This window comes from Massilia arenae, from assembly GCF_008014745.1.
GTDB classification, from domain to species: domain Bacteria; phylum Pseudomonadota; class Gammaproteobacteria; order Burkholderiales; family Burkholderiaceae_D; genus Telluria; species Telluria arenae.
This window is the reverse complement of the sequence record NZ_VPFD01000019.1, coordinates 98,865-121,210: the sequence shown is the minus strand read 5'-3', so window position 1 is coordinate 121,210 and position 22,346 is coordinate 98,865. Positions and strand designations below refer to the sequence as shown.

The 22,346-nt window shown below is 66.5% G+C and carries 15 protein-coding genes and 1 pseudogene; 12 read left to right on the top strand and 4 right to left on the bottom strand.

The window, feature by feature from the left end:
• Window positions 1-475 precede the first annotated feature (475 nt).
• The gene (locus tag FVD38_RS17830; protein WP_187271635.1) at window positions 476-1,840 is read right to left on the bottom strand and encodes an ATP-binding protein; all 1,365 of its coding nucleotides are present in this window, start codon (window positions 1,838-1,840) and stop codon (window positions 476-478) included.
• A 1-nt stretch (window position 1,841) separates the two neighbouring features.
• A complete protein-coding gene (locus FVD38_RS17825) occupies window positions 1,842-2,573 on the bottom strand; it encodes a response regulator (protein WP_147936059.1) in 732 nt (243 codons plus the stop codon).
• A gap of 146 nt (window positions 2,574-2,719) precedes the next feature.
• Between FVD38_RS17825 and FVD38_RS17820 the strand changes: the two genes are divergently transcribed.
• The 6 genes from FVD38_RS17820 to FVD38_RS17795 all read left to right on the top strand — a co-directional run bounded on the left by FVD38_RS17820 (window position 2,720) and on the right by FVD38_RS17795 (window position 10,555).
• Window positions 2,720-4,804: a TonB-dependent receptor domain-containing protein gene (locus FVD38_RS17820; RefSeq protein ID WP_147936058.1), complete on the top strand. Its 2,085-nt coding sequence runs from the start codon at window positions 2,720-2,722 to the stop codon at window positions 4,802-4,804.
• Between the two features lie 49 nt (window positions 4,805-4,853).
• On the top strand, window positions 4,854-5,807 hold the full coding sequence (locus FVD38_RS17815) for a siderophore ABC transporter substrate-binding protein (RefSeq protein WP_147936057.1): 954 nt from the start codon (window positions 4,854-4,856) through the stop codon (window positions 5,805-5,807).
• A gap of 5 nt (window positions 5,808-5,812) precedes the next feature.
• Complete coding sequence (locus tag FVD38_RS17810; RefSeq protein WP_123072100.1) at window positions 5,813-6,808, top strand: ABC transporter permease; 996 nt, start codon at window positions 5,813-5,815, stop codon at window positions 6,806-6,808.
• Complete coding sequence (locus FVD38_RS17805) at window positions 6,798-7,757, top strand: iron chelate uptake ABC transporter family permease subunit (RefSeq protein WP_147936056.1); 960 nt, start codon at window positions 6,798-6,800, stop codon at window positions 7,755-7,757. The genes FVD38_RS17810 and FVD38_RS17805 overlap by 11 nt, the downstream gene beginning before the upstream one ends.
• Window positions 7,758-8,513 carry an iron ABC transporter ATP-binding protein gene (locus FVD38_RS17800; RefSeq protein WP_147936055.1) on the top strand — a complete coding sequence of 252 codons (756 nt, stop codon included), beginning with the start codon at window positions 7,758-7,760 and terminating at the stop codon, window positions 8,511-8,513. It begins immediately after the preceding gene.
• 110 nt (window positions 8,514-8,623) lie between these two features.
• Window positions 8,624-10,555: a metallophosphoesterase family protein gene (locus tag FVD38_RS17795; protein WP_187271638.1), complete on the top strand. Its 1,932-nt coding sequence runs from the start codon at window positions 8,624-8,626 to the stop codon at window positions 10,553-10,555.
• A 10-nt stretch (window positions 10,556-10,565) separates the two neighbouring features.
• Here FVD38_RS17795 and FVD38_RS17790 read toward each other — a convergent pair whose 3' ends face one another.
• The gene (locus tag FVD38_RS17790; RefSeq protein ID WP_147936054.1) at window positions 10,566-11,456 is read right to left on the bottom strand and encodes a cupin-like domain-containing protein; all 891 of its coding nucleotides are present in this window, start codon (window positions 11,454-11,456) and stop codon (window positions 10,566-10,568) included.
• 445 nt (window positions 11,457-11,901) lie between these two features.
• Here FVD38_RS17790 and FVD38_RS17785 point away from each other — a divergent pair, with 445 nt between their 5' ends.
• From FVD38_RS17785 to FVD38_RS27155, 6 genes and pseudogenes are all read left to right on the top strand, one after another.
• Window positions 11,902-12,633: an ElaB/YgaM/YqjD family protein gene (locus tag FVD38_RS17785; RefSeq protein ID WP_147936053.1), complete on the top strand. Its 732-nt coding sequence runs from the start codon at window positions 11,902-11,904 to the stop codon at window positions 12,631-12,633.
• A 165-nt stretch (window positions 12,634-12,798) separates the two neighbouring features.
• Window positions 12,799-14,814, top strand: a complete 2,016-nt coding sequence (locus FVD38_RS17780) for an LTA synthase family protein (RefSeq protein WP_147936052.1) — start codon at window positions 12,799-12,801, stop codon at window positions 14,812-14,814.
• A gap of 20 nt (window positions 14,815-14,834) precedes the next feature.
• Entirely contained in the window at window positions 14,835-15,524 is a 690-nt protein-coding gene (locus FVD38_RS17775) for a response regulator transcription factor (protein ID WP_147936051.1), read from the top strand.
• Window positions 15,511-16,752, top strand: coding sequence for a sensor histidine kinase (locus FVD38_RS17770; RefSeq protein ID WP_147936050.1), 1,242 nt, complete (start codon window positions 15,511-15,513; stop codon window positions 16,750-16,752). Before FVD38_RS17775 ends, FVD38_RS17770 begins: the two co-directional genes overlap by 14 nt.
• Before the next feature lie 86 nt (window positions 16,753-16,838).
• Window positions 16,839-18,476 carry a phosphoethanolamine transferase gene (locus tag FVD38_RS17765; protein WP_147936049.1) on the top strand — a complete coding sequence of 546 codons (1,638 nt, stop codon included), beginning with the start codon at window positions 16,839-16,841 and terminating at the stop codon, window positions 18,474-18,476.
• Window positions 18,454-19,155, top strand: a pseudogene (locus tag FVD38_RS27155) (phosphatase PAP2 family protein); the annotation flags it as partial. The gene FVD38_RS17765 and the pseudogene FVD38_RS27155, both read left to right, overlap by 23 nt.
• Window positions 19,156-19,203: 48 nt before the next feature.
• On the opposite strand, the gene FVD38_RS17755 reads toward FVD38_RS27155, so the two are convergent.
• Window positions 19,204-22,344 (bottom strand): efflux RND transporter permease subunit, encoded by a 3,141-nt coding sequence (locus FVD38_RS17755; RefSeq protein WP_147936048.1) that lies wholly within the window; start codon window positions 22,342-22,344, stop codon window positions 19,204-19,206.
• Window positions 22,345-22,346: the final 2 nt, after the last annotated feature.

Here is a 22,346-nt window from a genome sequence, read left to right as displayed (position 1 = left end):
GATCTATGGCGTCATCCGAACCGGCAAGCCGTTTGACGCCAATTACCTTCACAAAAATCTTGCAATCCAAGACGGTATCTGACCCTAATTATTCGGTTGAGAAGAAATTGCCGATCAATCTCACTCTGTCCCCAATTAATCGGATTTGGAGAGAAATTGCTCAATAATTTGACTCTGACCCTAATTATTTACGGGGTCATAAATTGCACAGGAATATCGAGTTAAGTAAGCGCTATTGCGGCTCGAGAAATTATTTCCTCTATGAGAAGGCAAGGTTCTAGAAGCAGCGATTCGACGACAAAACTAATTAGGGTCAGAGTAGAATTATTTTGCAATTTATTTTAAACCGGGTAGTGTGAAAATGGCCCGGCTAACAGTTGATTGCAAGTTCTTGGCCATTAATTCTACTCTGACCCTCATTATCGGGATTGCGGAGAAATTGCTCAATAATTCTACTCTGACCCTAATTGGAGGGTCAGGTGGGGAGGGCGATGGTGGCGGTGAGGCCGGGGGTGTTGTTGGTGAGGGTGAGGGTGCCGCCGTGGGCTTCGACGCAGGAGCGGGCGATGGAGAGGCCGAGGCCGACGCCGCTGCCGCCGGCGCTGCCGTGGCCGTTGTCGCCGACGGTGTCGCGGCAGCGGGCGCTGTCGAGGCGGGCGAAGGGTTCGAAGACTCGGTCCAATTCACTCGCCGGGATGCCGGGGCCGTTGTCGATTACGGCCAGGATCACGTCGCTGGCCTCTTCTGGTGCGCTGGCGCAGAGCGTGACCTCGGTGCCGTGGCGGATTGCGTTTTCGGCGAGGTTGCCCACGGCGCGGCGCAGGGCGAGCGGGCGGCAGCGGTAGGGCAGCCGGTCCGGGCCGGCGTAGCGGATGCGCTTGCCGGGACGCGCCAGCTCCGCCGCCAGCTCGCGCATCAGCGTCGCCAGGTCGACGTCCTGCGACGGTTCGCCGATGCAGTCGTCGGCCGCGAAGCGCAAGGTCTGCTCGACCATCAGGCCCATCGTCTCGAGCGTGCGGATCATCGCCGCGCGCAGCTCGGGATCGTCGATCAGCTCTACCCGCACGCGCAAGGACGTGATCGGCGTGCGCAGGTCGTGGCTGATCGCGGCCAGCATGCGCGTGCGGTCCTCGACGAAGCGCCGCTGGCGCTCGGCCATCGTGTTGAAGGCGGCGGTCAGCTCGCGCGCCTCGCGCGGGCCGGTCACGGGCAGCGGGCCGTCATGCTCGCCGCGGCTGAAGCGCTCGGCGGCGCGCTCCAGCGCGCGGATCGGACGCAGGATCCGGCCGATGAAGGGCAAGGCTACCAGCAGCACCGGCAGGGTGCTCACCGGGATCGAGAAGTGCAGCGGACGCCACCAGGGACTGCCCCCGGGCGACTGCTGGTAGCCCACCAGCCAGCGTCCGTCCGGCAGTTGAACCGACGCCAGCATGCCGGCCTGCTTGACGCCATCGTCGCCCGGCGCATGGTCGGTCAGCTGCACCCAGCTGCGCGGCGCCGGCGTCGACGCCGACATGCCCGGCAAGCGCTCGGCCAGGGCCTGCGCCTGCTTGCGTTCGGCCTCATTCATCGCGGGACTGGCGGCGTTGGCGCCGCTGGCCAGCCAGAAGCGCGCGGTCGGCGAGCCGATCGCGGCCAGCATCTCTTCTCCCTTGTCCGGCGACAGGCGCAGCGACTGGTAGATGCCGGCCATGCGGTCGAGCATATAGCGCGCGGCCAGCGGATGCATGGCGTCCGGCGCCAGCTGGCGCGCCACGATGGCGGCGGCGTGCGCCAGCAGCACGGCCACCAGCAGCGTCGCGACCAGCTGGCCGCCCATGGTCTTGGGGATCAGGCGCATGCTAGCCGGCCGTTGGCAGTGCCTTGACGTCGGCCGTGAACACATAGCCGTCGCCCCACGAGGTCTTGAGCAGGCGTGGCCGGCGCGGATCGCTTTCCAGTTTCTTGCGCAGCCGGCTCACCTGGCTGTCGATGCTGCGGTCGAAGTTCTGCACCTCGCCGTCGCGCGTCAGGTCGAGCAGCTCGTCGCGGCTCAGCACCTTGCCGGCGCGCTCGACCAGCACGCCCAGCAGGCGAAATTCCGACGTGCTCAATGCCACCGGTTCGCCACCGGCATCGCGCAGCTCGCGCCTGGCCATGTCCAGCGTCCAGTCGCCAAAGGCGTAGCGGCGGCCGTGCCAGCCGGCCGTGGCGCGGCTCAGGCGCCGCAGCATGCCCTTGATGCGGGCCACCAGTTCGCGCGGATCGAAAGGCTTGGTGACGTAATCGTCGGCGCCGATCTCGAGCCCGGCCACGCGGTCGTCCTGGCTCGCCATCGCGGTCAGCAGGATCACCGGCGTGCTGCTGGTCTCGGCCAGGTGGCGGCACAGCGACAGGCCGTCCTCGCCCGGCAGCATGATGTCGAGCACCACCAGGTCGATCGGGTAGCGGCGCAGCAGCGTGCGCGCGGCCGCGGCGTCGGCGGCGGTCAGCACCTCCAGGTCGTGGCGGCGCAGGAATGCGGCGAGCGGGTCGCGGATGTCGGCGTGGTCGTCGACCACGAGAATGCGGGAGGGAGTGGAAACAGGATTCATTGCTGAGGTATCAAGGCTTGCCACAAGTTGACAAACTTTCTGGCGGTTAATTGCATATGATAATCATTATCATTCACCGCGAACTGGCCTGGCAATAGGTGTTCGCCGCATAAAAGTAGTTGAACGACAGAGAGAGAACGAAGCGTATGCAGCACACGACAACGGCGTGGTTCAAGCGGACGACCATCGCAGCCGCACTCCACGCCGCCCTGGCCATGAGCGCCCACGCCGCACCCGAGGCACCCGAATTCAACCCGCAAGCCGCCGGCGCGTTCGGCACCGTGCCGACCGTCGTCGTGACCGCCGCCGGCTTCGAGCAGTCGGCCACCGACGCTCCCGCCAGCATCACCGTGATCACCCGCGAAGACCTGGAAAAGCGTCCGTTCCGCGACCTGACCGACGCGCTGCGCGACGTGCAGGGCGTGACTGTGACCGGCGTCGCCAATGAACAGGATATCCTGATTCGCGGCCTGCCTGGTCAATACACGCTGATCCTGGTGGACGGCAAGCGCCAGTCGACGCGCGACGCGCGCACCAACGGCAACGCCGGCTACGAGCAGAGCTTCATCCCGCCGCTGGAGGCGATCGAGCGCATTGAAGTCGTGCGCGGCCCGATGTCCTCGCTGTACGGCTCCGACGCCATGGGCGGCGTGATCAACATCATCACGCGCAAGGTCGCCAAGGCCTGGGGCGGCTCGCTCGGCATCGACGGCACCCTGCAGGAACACAGCGACTCGGGCAACTCGACCCAGGGCCAGTTCTTCCTCAACGGTCCGATCGCCAGCAAGGTCCTCGGCCTGCAGCTGTGGGGCAAGCAGAACAAGCGCACCGAGGATGAGATTCTGAATGGCTTCAACGGCGCCAAGGACCGCGACCTGACCGCGCGCCTGGCCTGGACCCCGAACGCCGCCCACGACGTGCTGCTGGAAGCCGGCAAGAGTGAACTGAAACGCAACAGCTCCGCCGGCCGGGTACTGGCGCCGAGCGCCGCCAATACGCGCCAGGAGCATAGCCGCGACCACTGGTCGCTGTCGCACAACGGCCGCTGGGGCTGGGCCACCTCGCAGATCGCCCTGACCCAGGAAAAAGGCCAGCGCGAGACCTACACCCAGGACCGCGTGGGCGACTACATCCGCAACGAGCGCGCGCCGGAAATCAAGAACACGGTGCTGGACGCGAAGCTCAACACCCGCCTGGGCGACCACTTCCTGGTGATCGGCGGCCAGTACAACCGCGGGGAACTCACCGACCAGAACCCGGGCCGTCGCACCGGCGTGGACGAGCACTTCAGCATCATCCAGAAGGCGCTGTTCGTCGAGGACGAATGGAGCCTGACCGACACCCTGGCCCTGACCGCCGGCCTGCGCGCCGACGACCATGAAATCTACGGCAACCACTGGTCGCCGCGCCTGTACGCCGTGTGGCATGCCAGCGACGCGGTCACCGTCAAGGGCGGCGTCTCGCGCGGCTTCCGTGCGCCGGAAATCCGCAACATCGCGCCTGGCTATGCCTACACCACCGGCGGCGGCGGCTGCACCTACGGCCCGAACGGCACCTGCGGCGTCATCATCGGCGATCCGGACCTGAAGGCCGAGACCAGCACCAGCTACGAGCTCTCCGTCCACTACAACAACAAGGCCGGCATCCAGGCGAATGCGACCCTGTTCTACACCGACTTCAAGGACAAGGTGGCGAACGCGCTGATCTACAACGACGATGGCTCGATCGCACGCTGGTCGGAAGACCCGAACTACCGCCTCTGGTACAGCTACAACATCGACGACGCCACGATCCAGGGCCTTGAACTGGGCCTGACCTGGCAGCCGGTGCGCGCGCTGTCGTTCAAGTCGAACTACACCTTCACCGACTCCGAGCAGAAAGGCGGCGCCTACGAGGGCTATGCGCTGACCCGCACGCCCAAGCACCGCGGCACCCTGCGCGCCGACTGGAACGTCACCGACGCGCTCGACCTGTGGGCCTCGGTCACCTACAGCGGCAAGGAAATCAATGCCGCCGCGCGTTCGGGCAGCAATGGCGTGACCCTGCCGAACGGCGCCAAGGAATACGGCGACTACACGATCGGCGACATCGGCATGACCTATGACTGGAGCCGCAGCGTCGCCATCAAGGCCGCGCTGTTCAACGTCAGCGACAAGCGCCTCGACGAGCTGACCTACAACACGGTCGGCGACGGCCGCCGCCTGTGGCTCGGGGTTACCACACGCTTCTGACCACCCGCTTCTGAATAACCACTTTGTTGAACGAGACAGGAATACCGATATGACCGTCAAGAACATCTTCGCGCGCCGCCGCGCCGTCGTCGCCCTCGGCGCAGCCTTCAGCCTGGCGTTCGCGCTCCCCGCGCAAGCCCAGAACACCGTGCAAATCAAGCATGCCAGCGGCACCACCGCGGTCCCGGCCAGCCCGAAGAAGGTCATCGTGCTCGATGCCACTACCCTCGACAACCTGTCGGCGCTGGACGTGAACGTCGCCGGCGTGCCGACCATGAGCACCACCGCGCGTCCGCTGCCGCGCCACCTGGCGCGCTACAACAGCGCCCCCAAGATGGGCACCCTGTTCGAGCCGGACTATGAAAAAATCCACGGCGCCAAGCCCGACCTGATTATCGTCGGCGGCCGTTCGCAGGCCAAATACGCGCAACTGGCCAAGATCGCCCCGACCATCGATATGACGCCGGATCGCACCAACCTGGTCGCCAGCGCCAAGAACAACGTCAACACCCTGGCTGGCATCTTCGGCAAGCAGGCGCGCGCCAAGGAACTGACCGACAAGCTCGATGGCTCGATCGCCGCCCTGAAGAAGCAGGCCGAGACGGCCGGCACCGGCCTGATCGTCCTGACCACCGGCGGCAAGATGAGCGCCTACGGTCCAGGCTCGCGCTTCGGCGTCCTGCACGACACCTTCGGCATCAAGCCGGCGGTGGCCAAGCTCGACACCTCGAACCACGGCCAGGCGATCTCCTTCGAATTCATCCAGAAGACCAATCCCGACTGGCTGTTCGTGATCGACCGCGACGCCGCCATCGGCCGCGAAGGCACGGCCGCCGCCAAATTCCTGGACAATGAACTGGTGCGCCAGTCGAACGCCTGGAAGAACAAGCGCGTGGTCTACCTCGATGGCCTGAACTGGTACACCCTGGGCGGCGCCGGCATCACCGCGCTGCAGGAAAACGTCGACCAGCTGTCGCGCGCCTTGACCCCCGCGGGACGCTGATAACGATGGCAGCAAGCGTGCGCGCTGCGCGACACATCTCGCACGCCTGGCTGGCGCTGCCGTTACTATTAACGGCGGCGCTGGTCGCATTGAGCGTGGCCATCGGCGCCGGCGATTTCAGCTTCGCCGGCCTGTTGGCGGGCACGCAGTCGACCGACTGGCAGCTGCTGGTCGTCAGCCGCCTGCCGCGTACCCTGGCCCTGCTGCTGGCCGGGATGTCCCTCGCCGTGGCGGGCCTCATCATGCAGATGCTGGTGCGTAACCGCTTCGTCGAACCGTCCACCGCCGGCACCATCGAGGCAGCCACGCTGGGCGTCCTGGCGCTGGCGCTGCTGGCGCCCGATACTCCGGTGTTCGGCAAGATGCTGGTGGCGGCCGCCTTCGCGATGGCCGGCACCTTCCTGTTCCTCGGCCTGTTGCGCCGCATTCCGCTGCGTTCTCCCTACCTGGTGCCGCTGGTGGGCCTGATCCTGGGCGGCGTGATCCAGGCGGTGACGACCTTCTTCGCCTTTCGCCATGACATGCTACAGACCCTGCACGCCTGGACCGTGGGCGATTTTTCCGGCGTGCTGCGCGGCCGCTACGAGCTGCTGTGGCTCGGCGCGCTGCTGGCCTTCGCCGCCTGGGTCGCGGCCGACCGTTTCACCGTGGCCGGGATGGGCCAGCAGTTCACCACCAACCTGGGGCTGAACTACAAGCGCCTGACCTTCTATGGCCTGCTGATTGTGTCGGCGATTTCGGCGGTGGTGGTGGTCACGGCCGGCAGCATTCCCTTCCTGGGCCTGATCGTGCCGAACGTGGTCAGCATCCTGTTTGGCGACAATATGCGCCGTTCGGTGCCCTGGGTCGCGCTGCTCGGCGGCCTGTTCGTGCTGGCCTGCGACATCATCGGCCGCCTGGTCGTGTATCCCTACGAGATCCCGATCGGCACCGTGGTCGGCATCATCGGCGGCGCGCTGTTCCTGTTCCTGTTGCTGCGAGGTCGTTCACGTGACGCTTGAGATATCCCCCAAAGCGCGCCTGGCACTGCTCGCAACCTTGGCGCTGTCGGTCGTCGCCGCCTTCATGCTGATCGGCGCCGGCGGCAACTGGGACTTCGTGCTGCCGTTCCGCGGCGCCAAGCTGGCCGCCATGCTGCTGGTGGCGTATGCGATCGCGGTATCGTCCGTGCTGTTCCAGACGATTACCCACAACCGCATCCTGACGCCGTCGATCATGGGGTTCGACGCCCTGTATTTGCTGATCCAGGCCGTGATCGTGTTCAGCCTCGGCATCGATCCGCTCACCGAGACCGGAAACCCTAACCTGCGCTTCGCGGTCGAGGTGGTGCTGATGACGGGCTTCGCCTGCCTGCTGTTCCGGGCGCTGTTCAACGGCGCGGCGCACAGCCTGCACCTGATGCTGCTGGCCGGTATCGTATTCGGGCTCCTGTTCCGCAGCCTGTCGAGCTTCGTGATGCGCCTGATCGATCCCAATGAGTTCATGGTGCTGCAAGACCGCATGTTCGCATCGTTCAACTCCATACAGACCGGCCTCTTGTGGGTGGCGGGGATCGCCATCGGCCTGGCCTCGCTGGCGGCCTGGCGCCTGCGCCACCAGTACGACGCCTTGACGCTGGGCCGCGAGATCGCGGTCAACCTCGGCATCGATTACCGGCGCACGGTGATGTTCACGCTGGCCCTGATCGCGGTGATGGTGTCGGTGTCGACCGCCCTGGTCGGCCCGGTCACCTTCTTCGGCCTGTTGGTGAGCAACCTGGCCTATGTGACGGCCGGCTCCGGCAAGCACCGCTACCTGCTGCCGATGGCCGTGCTGTGGGGCGTGGTGTTCCTGGTCGGCGGCCAGGTGCTGCTCGAGCGCGTGCTCGAACTGAACGCCACCGTCAGCGTCGTCATCGAGTTCGTCGGCGGCCTGCTGTTCCTGTTCCTGATCACCCGTAGAAAGTCCTAGATGATCGAGATTTCCCATATCAGCAAGCGTTATGCCGACACCGTGGTCGTCGACGACGTGACGCTCACGCTGCCGGCCGGCGGCGTCACCGCCATCATCGGCCCCAACGGCGCCGGCAAGTCGACCGTGCTGTCGATGATCAGCCGCCTGCTGCCGATGAGCGCGGGCCGGGTGCTGGTGGACGGCATCGATGTGGTCAACGGCGACAGCAAGGAGTTGGCCAGGCGCCTGGCCATCCTGCGCCAGGACAACCACCTGCCGATGCGCCTGACAGTGCGCGACCTGGTCGCCTTCGGCCGTTATCCGCACACGCAGGGCCGGCCGACGATCGACGATGCGGCCCACGTCGAACGCGCGCTCGGCTACCTTGACCTGCAAGACCTGGCCGGGCGCTATCTCGACCAGCTCTCGGGCGGCCAGCGCCAGCGCGCCTTCGTGGCCATGGTGCTGTGCCAGGACACCGACTACGTGCTGCTCGACGAGCCGCTCAACAACCTCGACATGCGCCACGCGGTCGACATGATGGGACTGCTCCGGCGCACCTCGCGCGAGCTGGGCAAGACCGTGATCCTGGTCCTGCACGACATCAATTTTGCCTCGTGCTACGCCGACCGCATCGTTGCCATGCGCGGCGGGAAAGTGGCCTACCACGGCACGCCGCTCGAGCTGATCCAGCCCGAGGTGCTGCGCGAACTGTACCAGCTCGACATCCGGGTGCACGAGGTCGATGGCCAGCGCATTTGCGTCTACTATTGAACGTGATCGCGCGCGGATGAGTGAACGCCATCTGCTACACTCGGCCGATCGTATCCCTTGAAGACCGTGCCGCGTTGATCCAGACTGTTCCTTCCGCCGACCTCCCGCCCGTGCTGGCCGGCCCCATCCTGCGCCGTATCGAGCCGGGCCGCCTGTTGCTGTGGCTCGTCGGCAGCGATGTGCTCGACCTCTCCCTGGAGCTGGCGCCGCAGGGCGCGCCGGCGCGCCGCCTGCGGCTCGACGGCGCGGCTTGCCGCGTGATCCGCGTCGGCCGCCATGCATATGTACACCTGATCGACGTCGCCCTGGATGAGCCGCTGCCGCAGGACACCTTGATCGAGTACGACCTGGTCCTGGACGGCGGCGAAGGCATCGCCCACTGGGCGCCGCACCTGCTGCACGCAGGCGCGAGCCGGCCCAGCTTCGTGCTGCGCAGCCGCATGGACGACATCCTCTACGGCTCCTGCCGTAAGCCGCACCACCGCTCGCGCGACGGCCTGGCCTGCGCCGACGCGCTGCTGGCCGATCGCATCGGGGAGGCCGGCGCGCGGCCCGCCATGCTCATGCTGTGCGGCGACCAGGTGTATGCCGACGACGTGGCCGGCCCGATGCTGGCGGCCATCCATGCGCTCATCGAACGCCTGGGCCTGTACGGGGAATGCCTGGAAGGCGCGGTGGTGGACGACAGCGAAGAGCTGTATGCCCACCCGGCCGGCTATTACCGGCGCGAAGACCTGCTGCCCGCATTCAAGTCGAACGACGACTTGCGCGACCGCTTCTTCGGCGGCTCGGAAAAGCCGATCTTCACCACCGCCAACGCCCACAACCACCTGGTGACCCTGGCCGAAGTGATGGCGATGTATCTATTGGTATGGTCGCCGGCGCCGTGGCGCATCGTGGGCGAGCCCGCGATGCCGCCCCTGAAGCCGAAGCACGTCGAACGCTGGCAGCGCGAAGGCACGGCGCTGCAGGGTTTCTGCGCCGAGCTGCCGCAAGCCGCGCGCCTGCTGGCGCACGTGCAGACGCTGATGATCTTCGACGACCACGACATCACCGACGACTGGAACCTGTCGGCCAAGTGGGAGACCACCGCCTACGAGCACCCGTTCTCGCGCCGCATCATCGGCAATGCGCTGATGGCCTATATGCTGTGCCAGGGCTGGGGCAACCGGCCCGACGTGTTCGTCGATGCGCTCGATGCGATGGTCGACTTGAGCGCCACGCCGGATGCCAGGGGACGGCTCGAGCCAGGCGCGCAGGACGCACTGATCCAGCGCCTGCTGGCGTTCCGCCAGTGGGACTATATGCTGCGCACCCAGCCCGCCATCATCGTGCTCGATACGCGCACGCGGCGCTGGCGCAACCGGCGCACGCCTGGCCATCCGTCGGGCCTGATGGACTGGGAATCGCTGACCGAGCTGCAACATGAACTGCTCGACGAGACTGCGGCCGTGATCGTCTCGGCGGCGCCGATGTTCGGCGTCAAGCTGATCGAGGTGGTGCAACGGATCGCCACCTTCGCCGGCCTGGCGCTGACGGTCGATGCCGAGAACTGGATGGCGCACCGCGGCGCGGCCAGCAGCATGCTCAATATCTTCCGTCATTCGCGCACCCCGGGCAACTACGTGATCCTGTCGGGCGACGTGCACTATTCCTTCGTCTACGACGTCGAGGTACGCGAATCGGATCGTCCGCAGCACGTGTGGCAGATCACCAGCAGCGGCATCAAGAACGAATTCCCGCGCCGGCTGCTCGACTGGCTCGACCGCCTGAACCGCTGGCTGTATTCGCCGCGCTCGCCGCTGAACTGGTTCACCAAGCGCCGCGACCTGGCCTTGCGTCCGCGCCTGCCCGACCAGCGCACCAGCGGCGAGCGCCTGTGGAACGGCGCCGGCATCGGCCAGGTATGGCTCGACGCCCAGGGCCGCCCGAGCCGCATCGTGCAGCACAATGCCGATGGCCGGCCGTCGACCGAGTTCGTGGTGCTGGACGACGCCGAAGCCGCCACGCCGGCGACCGAGGAATCGCAGCGGGCCGCGTAGGCCGCGCGGCCTAGCCCTTCGAAAGCGCGAGCGGCTGGCCGCGCGCCCAGCGATTGGACGACAGCGAAAAGCTCAGGGCCCGCACCTGGTGATACCAGCCGGCCGGCACGTACAGCATGTCGCCGGGCTCCACGACGATCTCGACCAGCGCCGCCTGGCGCGCCAGCGGGAATGCCTCGTAGTCGGGCGCTTCCGGGTCGACCGGGGAGCCGAACAGCAGCGGATTGGCTTCGCGTGTATACAGAAAGGCGTCATGGTGCGGCGGCGCCAGGAAAATCCGTTTGGTCCCCCACAGCTGGGCGAAGATATTGTCGTCGTAGTCGCAGTGCAGCGGCGTCACCGTGCGCGCCGGGCCGATCCAGAAGCGGGGCGGGCCCATCTTCTCGAACCAGGAAGGCCAGCGGCACAGCCGGTTCAGCTCGCGCAGGGACAGGTTGCCCACATAGGGCGGCAGACCGGATGCGGGGTCGGGAGGCGTCAGGTCGAGGTAGTCGCGCAGCAGCATGTCCTGCATCGCCCGATCCGGCGCGAAGGCGGTATTGACGTAGTCGCCGATGCGGGCGCGTACCGGCAGGTGGCCGAACTGTTCGCGCAAGTCCTGCGCGGTGAGATCGGCCAGCGGCCAGCGCTCGACGATGCCGCTGACCAGGAAGGGCATGCCGGCCGCCGCCCGCGCACGGAAGCCGGCCGCATCCAGCCGGGCCAGGCGCGGCACGGCGGTAAATGGAGGGAGTTGGCGCGCGGCCTGGCGGATGGCGTCGCGCATGGCGGCGATCGAGTCCACGCCGCGTATCTGCGCCGCTTTCTCGGCCTCGGCCTGTTTTTTCGCCGCCGCCTCGTCCGCTGCCGGCAGGGCCTGGCGCGGCGGCAGGCGGCTGCCTGTAACTTTTTCTACTGCCATGTGATGTCGTACTGGACGCCCAAGTCGGGCGAAACCACGTATGGTACTCGCGAACACGCCTTTCATCCTGCCGCCAATTGATAAATAACAGCATTTGCGGCGGATGGAACGGCTCTGTTAGTCAGCGCACGGTCTCTTAATACTGGTCCATTGTATTTTTGGTATCGCGACGCAGTTGGTTCGATACTGCGCTCGTGACGAAGCCCTGGAAGGGCGCTCGCCCCGAGATCGGGACGATGAGCCTGGGGCATCGATGGAAGCTTTGCGGTGGTTTGAGGTCAGTGAATCAATAAACTGATCTTGGGCATGAAGCCGCGCCGCCATTGATGTACCGCAGGCAGCTTTCGTTCCCGCGTTTAGTATCGGACTGATTCAAGGAAGAATGTGGTGATAGTCGAATATCGGTCTACTCCGCGTTGGTCATACATTTTATGAGGGATACATCATGGATAATCAAAAGTCTAACGAAGGTAAAGGCATCGACGCCAACAAGTCCGGTTCGAACATTGGCAAGAGCCAGGATTCCAGCCTGAACAAGGGCACTACCGCCTCGTCGGGCAGCCAGCAAAGCGCGTCGTCGAACCTGAGCAGCACGGGTTCGTCGCCGTCGTCGTCGAGCCTGCAAAGCGCTTCGTCGAGCGGCAACCTGGGCAGCACCGGCTCGTCGTCGTCGAGCATCGGTTCGGCGGCAGGCAGCACCGGCTCGCTGGGCAACAGCGGCCTGGGTGCATCGTCGTCGAGCCAGTCGTCGACCCCATCGTCGGGTTCGTCGACTGCGTCGTCCACCCCATCGTCGACCTCGTCGTCCGATGCGAACGGCGATCAATCGACGGTCGGCGGCATCAAGGCAGCGATCTCGTCGATTTCGCCAGACAAGGTACACGCAGGCATCGACAAGGCAGCGCAAGCCGCCCAGCCTGTGGTCGACAACCTGGCTTCGCGCGCCCACGCCGGCGTCGACAAGGTCACCGGCCTGCTGAGCTCGGCTCAAGAGAAATTCGGCGGCGGTTCGGCCCAGCTGAGCGAAAAATGCTCGGACCTGTCGGCCCAGGGCAAGGAATACGTCAAGAACAACCCGGGCAGCGCGCTGCTGGCCGCGGTGGGCGTGGGCTTCATCCTGGCCAAGCTGCTGGGTGGCTCGAGCGACCGTCACGAGTACCGCAACTACCGCGACTGATCTTGTTGCAAGGAAGCCCGCCGTCAGGCGCGCTTCCCAGATGGCCCGGCCGGTTTTCACTGGCCGGGCTTTTTTTCGTCCCTGATATCTCTCGGCGCCTGATTTAACGCTTTCTTAACGCCTGACTAACATCTCGATGACAGCATGCGACCTAGCATGCATAGCATGACCATCGAGAAACTTCATCTGCCTAAGGGCATCAATGGTGCTCCGGCAATGGAGCGGCATGGAGCCGCTGGACTCGCGCACATCGCCGCATGGGCCGGTCCCATCGCTCCCCTGGTCCAGCTGCTGTGCATCGGGCTGCTTCTCCTGTCGGCTTTTCGGATCGCACTGATCGCATGGCAATGGCCACGTGTGGCGGCGACCGGCATCGTGCCCGAGATCCTGCTGCAGGGCGTGCGCGCCGACCTGATCTTGCTCGGCTACTTCATCGCGGTTCCGCTGCTGCTGGCGCCGCTGCTGGCGTATGCCCGCAGCGCCCGCCTGTGGCGCAGGGCCAGCGTGGCCTGGACCGGCTTTGCGCTGATCTTCATCGTGTTCATGGAAGTGGCCTCGCCACAATTCATCATGCAATACGATGCGCGCCCGAACCGCCTGTTCATCGAATACCTGGCTTATCCGCAAGAAGTGTTCTCGACCCTGTGGTACGGCTTTCGCACCGCGCTGCTGCTGGGCTGCACCCTGACCGTCATTCTCGGCATCGCGCTGGTGCGCCTGTTGCGACGGACCGCAGCCGGTATGACGATGTGGCCGAGCCGCAAGCTACTGTTGGTCTGGCCCATCCTGTGCCTGCTGGTGTTCGTGCAGATCCGTTCCACTACCGGCCATCGCCCGGCCAATCCGGCTATGTTCGCTTTGAGCAGCGATGCGATGGTCAACTCGCTCGTCATCAACTCGGCCTGGTCGGTGCTCGATGCGATCCGTTCGATGGGCAACGAGGCGAAGTCCTCGGAAATCTATGGAGATTTTCCGCGCGAGCAGGTGTTCGCCGAAGTGAAGGCGGCGCCATGGCTGCGCGACTACCGCTTCCCGAATCCGGAGCTGCCAACCATGCACTACCAGCAGGCGGCGATCGCGCGCGACCGACCGCTCAATCTCGTGATCGTGCTGCAGGAAAGCCTGGGCGCGACCTTCGTCAAGTCGCTGGGCGGGCTGCCGGTGACGCCGGAGCTGGAAAAGCTCAAGGATGAGGGCTGGTGGTTCGAGCAGCTGTACGCCACCGGCACCCGTTCGGTGCGCGGCATCGAGGCGGTGGTGGCCGGCTATGCGCCGACGCCGGCGCGCAGCACGGTGAAGCTGTCTCTGTCGCAGAACAATTTCTATACGCTGGCCGACGGGCTGGGCCGCCAGGGCTATCACACCGAGTTCGTGTATGGCGGCGAGGCCCACTTCGACAATATGCGCAGCTTCTTCACCGGCAACGGCTTCCAGAACATCGTCGACATCGGCGACATGAAGCCGCAATTCGTCGGCAGCTGGGGCGCGTCGGACGAAGACCTGTTCGACAAGTCGCTCGAGCGCCTGAAGAAGCTGCATGACGGCGGCAAACCGTTCTTCAGCCTGATCTTCACCTCGTCGAATCATGAACCGTTCGAATTCCCGGACGGGAAGATCGCCTTGCACGACCCGGACAAGCAGACCGTGAACAATGCGGTCAAGTATGCCGACTACGCGCTGGGCAAGTTCATCCGCGAAGCGAAGCAGCAGGCCTACTGGAAGGACACAGTGTTCCTGATCGTGGCCGACCATGACAACCGGGTCTACGGCGACAGCCTGGTGCCGATCAAGAAATTCCACATCCCCGGCCTGATCCTCGGTGCCGACGTCGAACCGAAACGCATCGCCACCATCGCCAGCCAGGTCGACCTGGGCCCCACCTTGCTGTCGCTGCTGGGCGTGTCCAGCAACCACCCGATGATCGGGCGTGACTTCGTCAAGGACGCCACGACCCCGGGCCGCGCCCTGATCCAGTTTAACGATTATTTCGCCTACCTGGAAGGCGCCAACGCCACCGTGCTGCGTCCCGGCCAGTCGCCGCTGGCGGCGCGCTATGACGCGGCCAGCGGCCAATTCGATCCGGGCGAGGGCGCGCCAGCCCGGGCCCAGGCCGACCAGGCGATGGCGCACGTGATCCTGCCGTCGCTGCTGTATCGCGAACAACGCTACCGGCCGCGCTGACGCGGTCTTACAATAAGCGCATGCGCATCCTCATCGTCGAAGATAATCCCGACATCCTCGCCAACCTGTACGGTTTCCTGGAGCCGAAGGGCTACACGCTCGATTCGGCCCGCAACGGCTATGGCGGCCTGGCGCTGGCCTCCGAGAACACCTACGACGTGATCGTCCTCGACGTCATGCTGCCGGGCCTGAACGGCCTGGAGCTGTGCCAGAAGCTGCGTTCCGAGCTGATGTCCACCACGCCGGTGCTGATGCTCACCGCGCGCGACGCCCTGCACGACAAGGTGGCCGGCTTCGACAGCGGCGCCGACGACTATCTGGTCAAGCCGTTCTCGCTGGTCGAACTCGACGTGCGCCTGAAGGCCCTGGCGCGGCGCGCCGGCGGCCAGCACGCGATCAGCCGCGAACTGCGCTTCGGCCCGCTGGTGTTTGATCCCGACCAGCAGGAGGCCGCGCGCGACGGCGTCAGGGTCGCCCTGACCAAGACCGGCTACGTGCTGCTGCGCTGCCTGATGGCGGCGGCCCCGCGCATCGTGCCGCGCGAAGCGCTCGAGCAGGCCGTGTGGGGCGAGGACCGTCCCGAAAGCGATGCCTTGCGCACGCATATCCATGCGCTGCGCCAGGCGATCGACAAGCCGTTCGCCTTCCCAATGGTCCACACCATCGCCGGCGTGGGTTACAAGCTCGCCCTGCCAGATGCGCGCGGCTAGTTCGCTGAGCCGGCCGATCACCAGGGCCTTCATCCTGTTCGGCGTCGTGCTGTCGCTGTTCTTCGCGGTGCTGGCGGCGCTGGTGGTCGAGGGCATCGAGGTGCACCTGGTCGACGAACGCCTGGCCGAAGTCGAGAAGTGGGCGCGTCCGCGCGCCGCCGCCGGGCTGCCCGCCGACCTGCCGGCCGGCCTGCGCTTCCACCGCGGCGACGACATTCCGCTGTCGCTGCGCGGCTTGCCGGCCGGCGTGTCCGAGGCCGAGATCGACGGCATCGGCCTGCACGTGCTGGCGGGCAGCGACGAAGCGGGCCCCTACGTCGTGGTCGACCATGAAAGCGATTACGAGCAGATCGAGGTGCTGGTGTATTCGATGTTCGCCGCCTTCTTCGCCGGCTTCGTCATTCTGGCGCTGTTCCTGGGCCGCTTCGTGGGCATGCGGATCGTCACGCCGATCCGCGAACTGGCGGACGCGGTCGGCCAGGGCGCGCTGGCGCTGCCGCACACGGCGCGCGAGGACGAGCTGGGCATCCTGGCGCGCGCCCTGGACGCGCACACCAGCGAGCTGCGTGCCTTCCTCGACCGCGAACGCTTCTTCACGGGCGACGTCAGCCACGAACTGCGCACACCGCTGACGGTCATCATGGGCGCGGCCGAGATCCTGGTCGAGAACAACGAAAACCCCGTGGTGCGGGCGCCGGCCCGGCGCATCTACCGCGCCGCGCAGGAAGCCACCGAGTGCGTCACTGTCTTGCTGCTGCTGGCGCGCACGCCCGAACTCGGCCTGTTCCCGCCGGTCTCGGTGGGCGACATCGCGCGCACCGAGACCGACCGCTACCAGCACATGGTGGCCGATAAACCGGTGGTCCTGCGCTGTACCGGCTCGGCGTCCATCGACGTGCGCGCGCCGGCCGAGCTGTGCGTGTCGGCGATCGCCAACCTGATCCGCAACGCTTGCCAGTACACCGAAAGGGGGCAGGTGACGGTGGTGCTGGAACCCGGCCGCGTCAGCGTGGAAGACACCGGCCCGGGCTTGCCGGACGCGGTGCGCCAGACACTGGACCGGGATGCGGCCGCGATTCCATCGAGCGGCTCGGCCGGGACCGGCCTGGGCCTGTCGCTGGTCAAACGCATCTGCGAATACCTCGGCGCCACGCTGATCCATGAACAGCGCGAGGGCGGCGGCAGCCGCTTGACGATCGTGTTTCCAGGCGACTTCACGCAATCCTGACGCCGGCTTGACGCCGGCCTGAAGCGTCCCTCCCTATTCTTCAGGCAATGCAGTCCGCGTCGGACTGCGCTGCTCGAGGGGGAAGCGTGGAGAGATTGTTCGGCAGGCGTATCCAGGCGCCGGTGCTGGTGCTGGCCGTGGCCTTGTTGCTGGCCAGCGTGGGCAACGTCAAGTTCTGGTCGGTCCTCTGCAGCGCCGCAGGCGGCGTCTCGCTGGCCAGCCTGCCGCTGCTGGCGGGCTCCTTCCTGATCGTGGTCCTGTTCTTCAACGCCTGCCTGACACTCGCGAGCTTTCGCCTGGTCGCCAAGCCGGTGCTGATCGCGCTGGTGCTGGCCGCGTCGGCCGCCGGCTATTTCGTCGCGACTTATGGCATCGTCATCGACAAGGCCATGATCCAGAACGTGTTCGAGACCGATACGCGTGAGGCCACGGAGCTGATCAGCTGGCAGATGGCGGCCAGGATCGGCCTCCTTGGCGTGCTGCCGGCGTGGGCGATCTGGCGCGCCAGGATCGCGTTCCCGCGCGGCGCGCGCGGGTTGCTCGAACGCGCCGGCATCGCCGGCGGCTCGCTGCTGCTCGCGCTCCTGCTGCTGGTGTTGCTGTACAAGAGCCTGGCGCCGGCGCTGCATGAACATCGCGAACTACGCTTCCTGCTCACCCCGACCAACTTCATCCAGGCGACGCACGGCTACCTGCGTGCGCGCTGGGCCGCCCCCATCGTGGTCGCGCCGCTCGGGCGCGACGCCGTCAAGGGCGCCACGTGGAAGGGCGCGCAGCGCCGCACGCTGACCGTGATCGTGGTCGGCGAAACGGCGCGCGCGGCGAATTTCTCGCTCAACGGCTATCCCCGTGACACCAATCCGCTGCTGGCGCGGCAAAGCGGCTTGATCAACTTTTCGCGCGTGCATTCCTGCGGCACCGCGACCGCGGTGTCGGTGCCCTGCGTGTTCTCGGCCTTCGGCCGCGAGGACTACAGCCAGTCGAAGGCCGAGCGCCAGGAAGGCTTGCTCGACGTGCTTGCGCATGCCGGCTTCGACGTCGTATGGCGCGATAATAATTCGGGCTGCAAGGGCGTGTGCGACCGCGTGCGCTACGAAGATGTCTCGCGGCCGAAGCCGGGCAGCCCTTGCGAGGGCGATGAATGCCACGACGAAGTCCTGCTCGACGGCTTGCCGGAACTGCTGCGCCGCGGTGGCAAGGACATGGTGGTGGTGCTGCACCAGAAGGGCAGTCATGGTCCTGCTTATGCCAGCCGCTATCCACAGGCTTTCGGCCGCTTCGGTCCGGTATGCACCAGCAACCAGTTCGAGACCTGTACGCGCGAATCGATCCGCGCCGCCTACGACAACACCATCCTGTACACCGACTACTTCCTGAGCACGACCATCGACCGCCTGCGCGCGCTGGCCCAGGGCGAGGACGTCGATACCGCGATGCTGTACTTCTCGGATCACGGCGAATCGCTGGGCGAAAACAACGTCTACCTGCACGGCACGCCATATATGTTCGCGCCGCGCGAGCAGACCGAGGTGCCGATGATGCTGTGGATGTCGGACGGCTTCAGCGTGCGCTTTCGCATCGACCGCCGCTGCCTGGGCCAGCGCCGCAACGAGCCGCTGTCGCACGACAATGTGTTCCACTCCGTGCTCGGCATGCTCGACGTGAATACGGCGGTGCTCAATCCGCGGCTCGACATCTTCCATGCCTGCGTGCGGGGCGCGTGAGATGGGAGGCGCCACGTCTACCGCGCTGCTGCCGGCGCGGGCGATCCGGCGCCTGGCGGTGGCGCTGGCCGTCGCCGCGCTGGTCATCTTCTGGATCGGCCGCTGCACCGACGTCGACCTGGCGCTGGCCGATGCGGTGTTCGACGCCGCCGGCGGCGTCTTCCCCTGGCGCCATGCCTGGCTGGCCGAGACCTTCAGCCACGTGATCCTCAAATGGCTGCTGATGCTGCTCGCGCTGGGCTTCATCGGCCGCGCCGTGGCCGACCTGATCTCGCCGCGCGCCGGCATGGGCGCTCTTGCGCGCCTGCGGCTGCGCATCGTCGCGTTGTCGGCGCTGCTGGTGCCACTGACGATCAGCATGCTGAAGCGGTTCAGCACCTCGCATTGTCCGTGGGACTTGCTGCGCTATGGTGGCGATCAACCCTATGTGCGCCTGTTCGAGGCCTTGCCAGCCAGCGCCGTCGCCGGACAGTGCCTGCCGGCCGGGCATGCGTCGAGCGCCTTGTGGCTGTTGTCGCTGGCGGTGTACTGGTTGCCGGCGCGGCCGCGCATGGCGTGCGCGGTGACTGCCCTCGCGCTCGCGTTCGGCGCGGCGGTCGGCTATCTGCAGCAGCAGCGCGGCGCCCATTTCATGACCCATACCCTGTGGTCGATCTGGATCGCCTGCGCAATCGTCCTGTTCCTGGTCGCCGCGCTGCCGTGCGCTCGTCCTGCCGCTGCTGTACGGCTATCCCGGACTGTGCTCCTCGGCCTTCGGAACCGGCGCCGACGCCGGCTGGCGCCGCAGCCTGCGCCCGTGGCGCTTGAGCCAGTGCTCCAGGTCGTCGATGTAGGTGTAGACGGCCGGCACCACGAGCAGGCTCAATAAGGTCGAGGTGATCAGACCGCCGATCACGGCCACCGCCATCGGCGAGCGGAAACTGGGGTCGCCCGAGAAGCCCAGCGCCAACGGAAGCATGCCGGCGCCCATGGCGATGGTGGTCATCACGATCGGGCGGCTGCGCTTGTGGCAGGCGTCGACCAGGGCGTCGAACCTGTTCATGCCGGCTTCGCGCGCCAGGATCGCGTAGTCGACCAGCAGGATCGAGTTCTTGGTCACGATCCCCATCAGCATGATCAGGCCGATCATGGTCGGCATCGACAGCGCATTGCTGGTCAAGAGCAGGGCGACAAACGCGCCGCCGATCGACAGCGGCAGCGCCGCCAGGATCGTCACCGGCTGCATGAAGTCCGAGAACAGCAGCACCAGCACGCCATAGATGCACAGCACGCCGATCAGCATCGCGACCCCGAAGCTGTTGAACAGCGCCTGCATCTCTTGGGCGTCGCCCAGCTCCGCGATGGTTACCGACGATGGCAGCGACTGGAATACCGGGAGCGCGCGCGCCTCGGCATTGACTTCGCCGAGCGCGCGGCCGGACAGCTCGACGTCGAGCGTCACGTTGCGGCTGCGGTTCAGGCGGTCGATCTGGGCCGGGCCGCTTTCCATCGTGATGTCGGCCACCGTCGACAGCAGCACCGGGCCGTTCGCGCCCGGCACCATCAGGCGCCCGATCGCATCCAGGTCGGCACGCACCGCATCCGGCAGCTTGACCCGGATCGGCACCTGGCGCTCGTCCAGGTTCATCTTGGCCAGCGATTGCTCGTAGTCGCCGGCGGTGGCCACGCGCACGGTTTCGCCGATCGATGCCGCCGTCACGCCGAGGTCGGCCGCGCGCGCGAAGTCCGGACGAACGATGATCTCGGGCCGCACCAGCGAGGCGCTGGAACTGACGTTGCCGATCCCTCCCAACGTGCGCAGCTCGCGCTCGGCCTGACGCGCGGCGGCGGTGAGCGCTTGCGCGTCGTCGCTGCGCAACACCAGCTGCATCTTGGTGCCGGCGTCCGGTATGCCGACCGTGAAGCGGGCGCCGGGGATGTCCACCAGCGCTTGCCGGATGCGGTTCTCGATCACGCCCAGCTTCACATCGCGGTCGCTGCGGTGGACGGTGGCGATGGTCAGCACGGCGCGCCGCGCCTCGGCCGCCGCGCCGGGGGAGAAGGCGTCGCCGCTGGAGCCGCCGCCGATCGAGCTGAACACGCTCTTGACGCCGTCCACCTTCATCACCTGCTGGCGCACCTGCTCGGCCACCGCATGGGTCTGGGCCAGGGTGGCGCCCGGCGGCAGCTCGACGCTGACCTGGCTCTGCGAGCGGTCGGCCGGCGGCATGAAGCCGGTCGGCAGCAGCGGCACCAGGGCCAGCGAGCCGACGAAGAACAGGGCCGCGCCGAGCATGGTCAGGCCGCGCCGGCGCAGGCACCACTGCATGACGGCGAGATAGCGGCGCATCAGCGGGCCGTCCGGCGGCGCCTGAGGGTTACCCTGGGCGTCGACGTGGATATGCTTGGGCGCCTTCATCAGGTAGGCGCACATCATCGGCGTCAACAGGCGCGCCACCAGCAGCGACGCCAGGATGGCCAGCACCGCGGTCCAGCCGAATTGCTTGAAGAATTTGCCGGGGATGCCGCCCATGAAGGCGGTCGGCAGGAACACGGCGACCAGGGCGAAGGTGGTCGCGATCACCGCCATCCCGATCTCGTCGGCCGCTTCCAGCGCGGCCTGCATCGGCGTCTTGCCCATGTGGAGGTGGCGCGAGATGTTCTCGATCTCGACGATCGCATCGTCGACCAGCACGCCGACCACCAGGGCCAGCGACAGCAGCGTGACCATGTTCAGCGTGTAGCCGAACAGGTACTGGCCCAGGAAGGCCGGGATCACCGACAGCGGCAGGGCGGCCGCCGCGATCAGGGTCGCGCGCCAGTCGCGCAGGAACCACCACACCACCAGCACCGCCAGCAGCGCGCCTTCGTACAGCATGTGCATCGAGGCGTCGAAGTTTTCTTCGACCGAGTAGGAGTTGTCGATCACTTCCCTGATCACGAGCTTGGGATTTTCCTTGCCCAGCTGTTCCATGGCGGCGCGCGCCCCGGTGGCGACATCGATCTCGCCGGCGCCTCGGGTGCGGAACACCTCGAAGGCGACCACCTTGCGGCCATCCTGCTCGGCCAGCGCACGCTGCTCCTCGACCGTGTCGCGCACTGTCGCCACCTGATCCAGGCGTACGTGGCGGCCGTCCGGTAGCGGGATGTCCATCGCCGCCAGCTGTTGCGCGGTCTGCACGGTGGCCAGGGTGCGCACCGATTGCTCGACGCCGGCCACGTCGCCGCGTCCACCCGGCGCCTCGCGCTGCACATTGCGCAGCTGGCGCGAGACGTCCAGCGCCGAGACGCGCAGCGCGGCCATCCGTTGATCGTCCAGTTCGACCCGCACTTCGCGCGTCACGCCGCCCACGCGCTTGACGGCGCCCAGGCCGGGCACGCTCAGCAGGCGCTTGGAGACGTCGTTGTCGACGAACCAGCTCAGGTCCTGGTCGTCCAGGCCGGAGCCCTCGCTTGCCGCCACGGTGAAGGTCGAGACCACGCGGCCGGCGGTGGCGGTCTTGGTCACAGTCGGGTCGCGCATCTCGGCCGGCATGTCGGCGCGCACGCGCGAGACCGCGTCGCGCACGTCGTTGACGGCATCGGCCGGATCGCGCTCGAGGATGAACTCCACCGTGATGGTGGCCACGCCGTCCAGCACGCGGGTATAGATGTTCTTGATGCCTTGCAGGGTGGCGATCGAGTCTTCCATCTTGCGCGCGACCTCGGTCTCGAGCTGGGCCGGGGCGGCGCCGTCGAGGGTCGCGGTGACGGTCACGATCGGCAGCTCGATGTCCGGGAAGTCCTGCACCTTGCTGGCATTGAAGGCCAGCAGCCCCGCCACGGTGAGCAGGGCGAACAGCATGATCGCCGGGATCGGGTTGCGAATCGAGAGGGCGGAGAAATTCATCG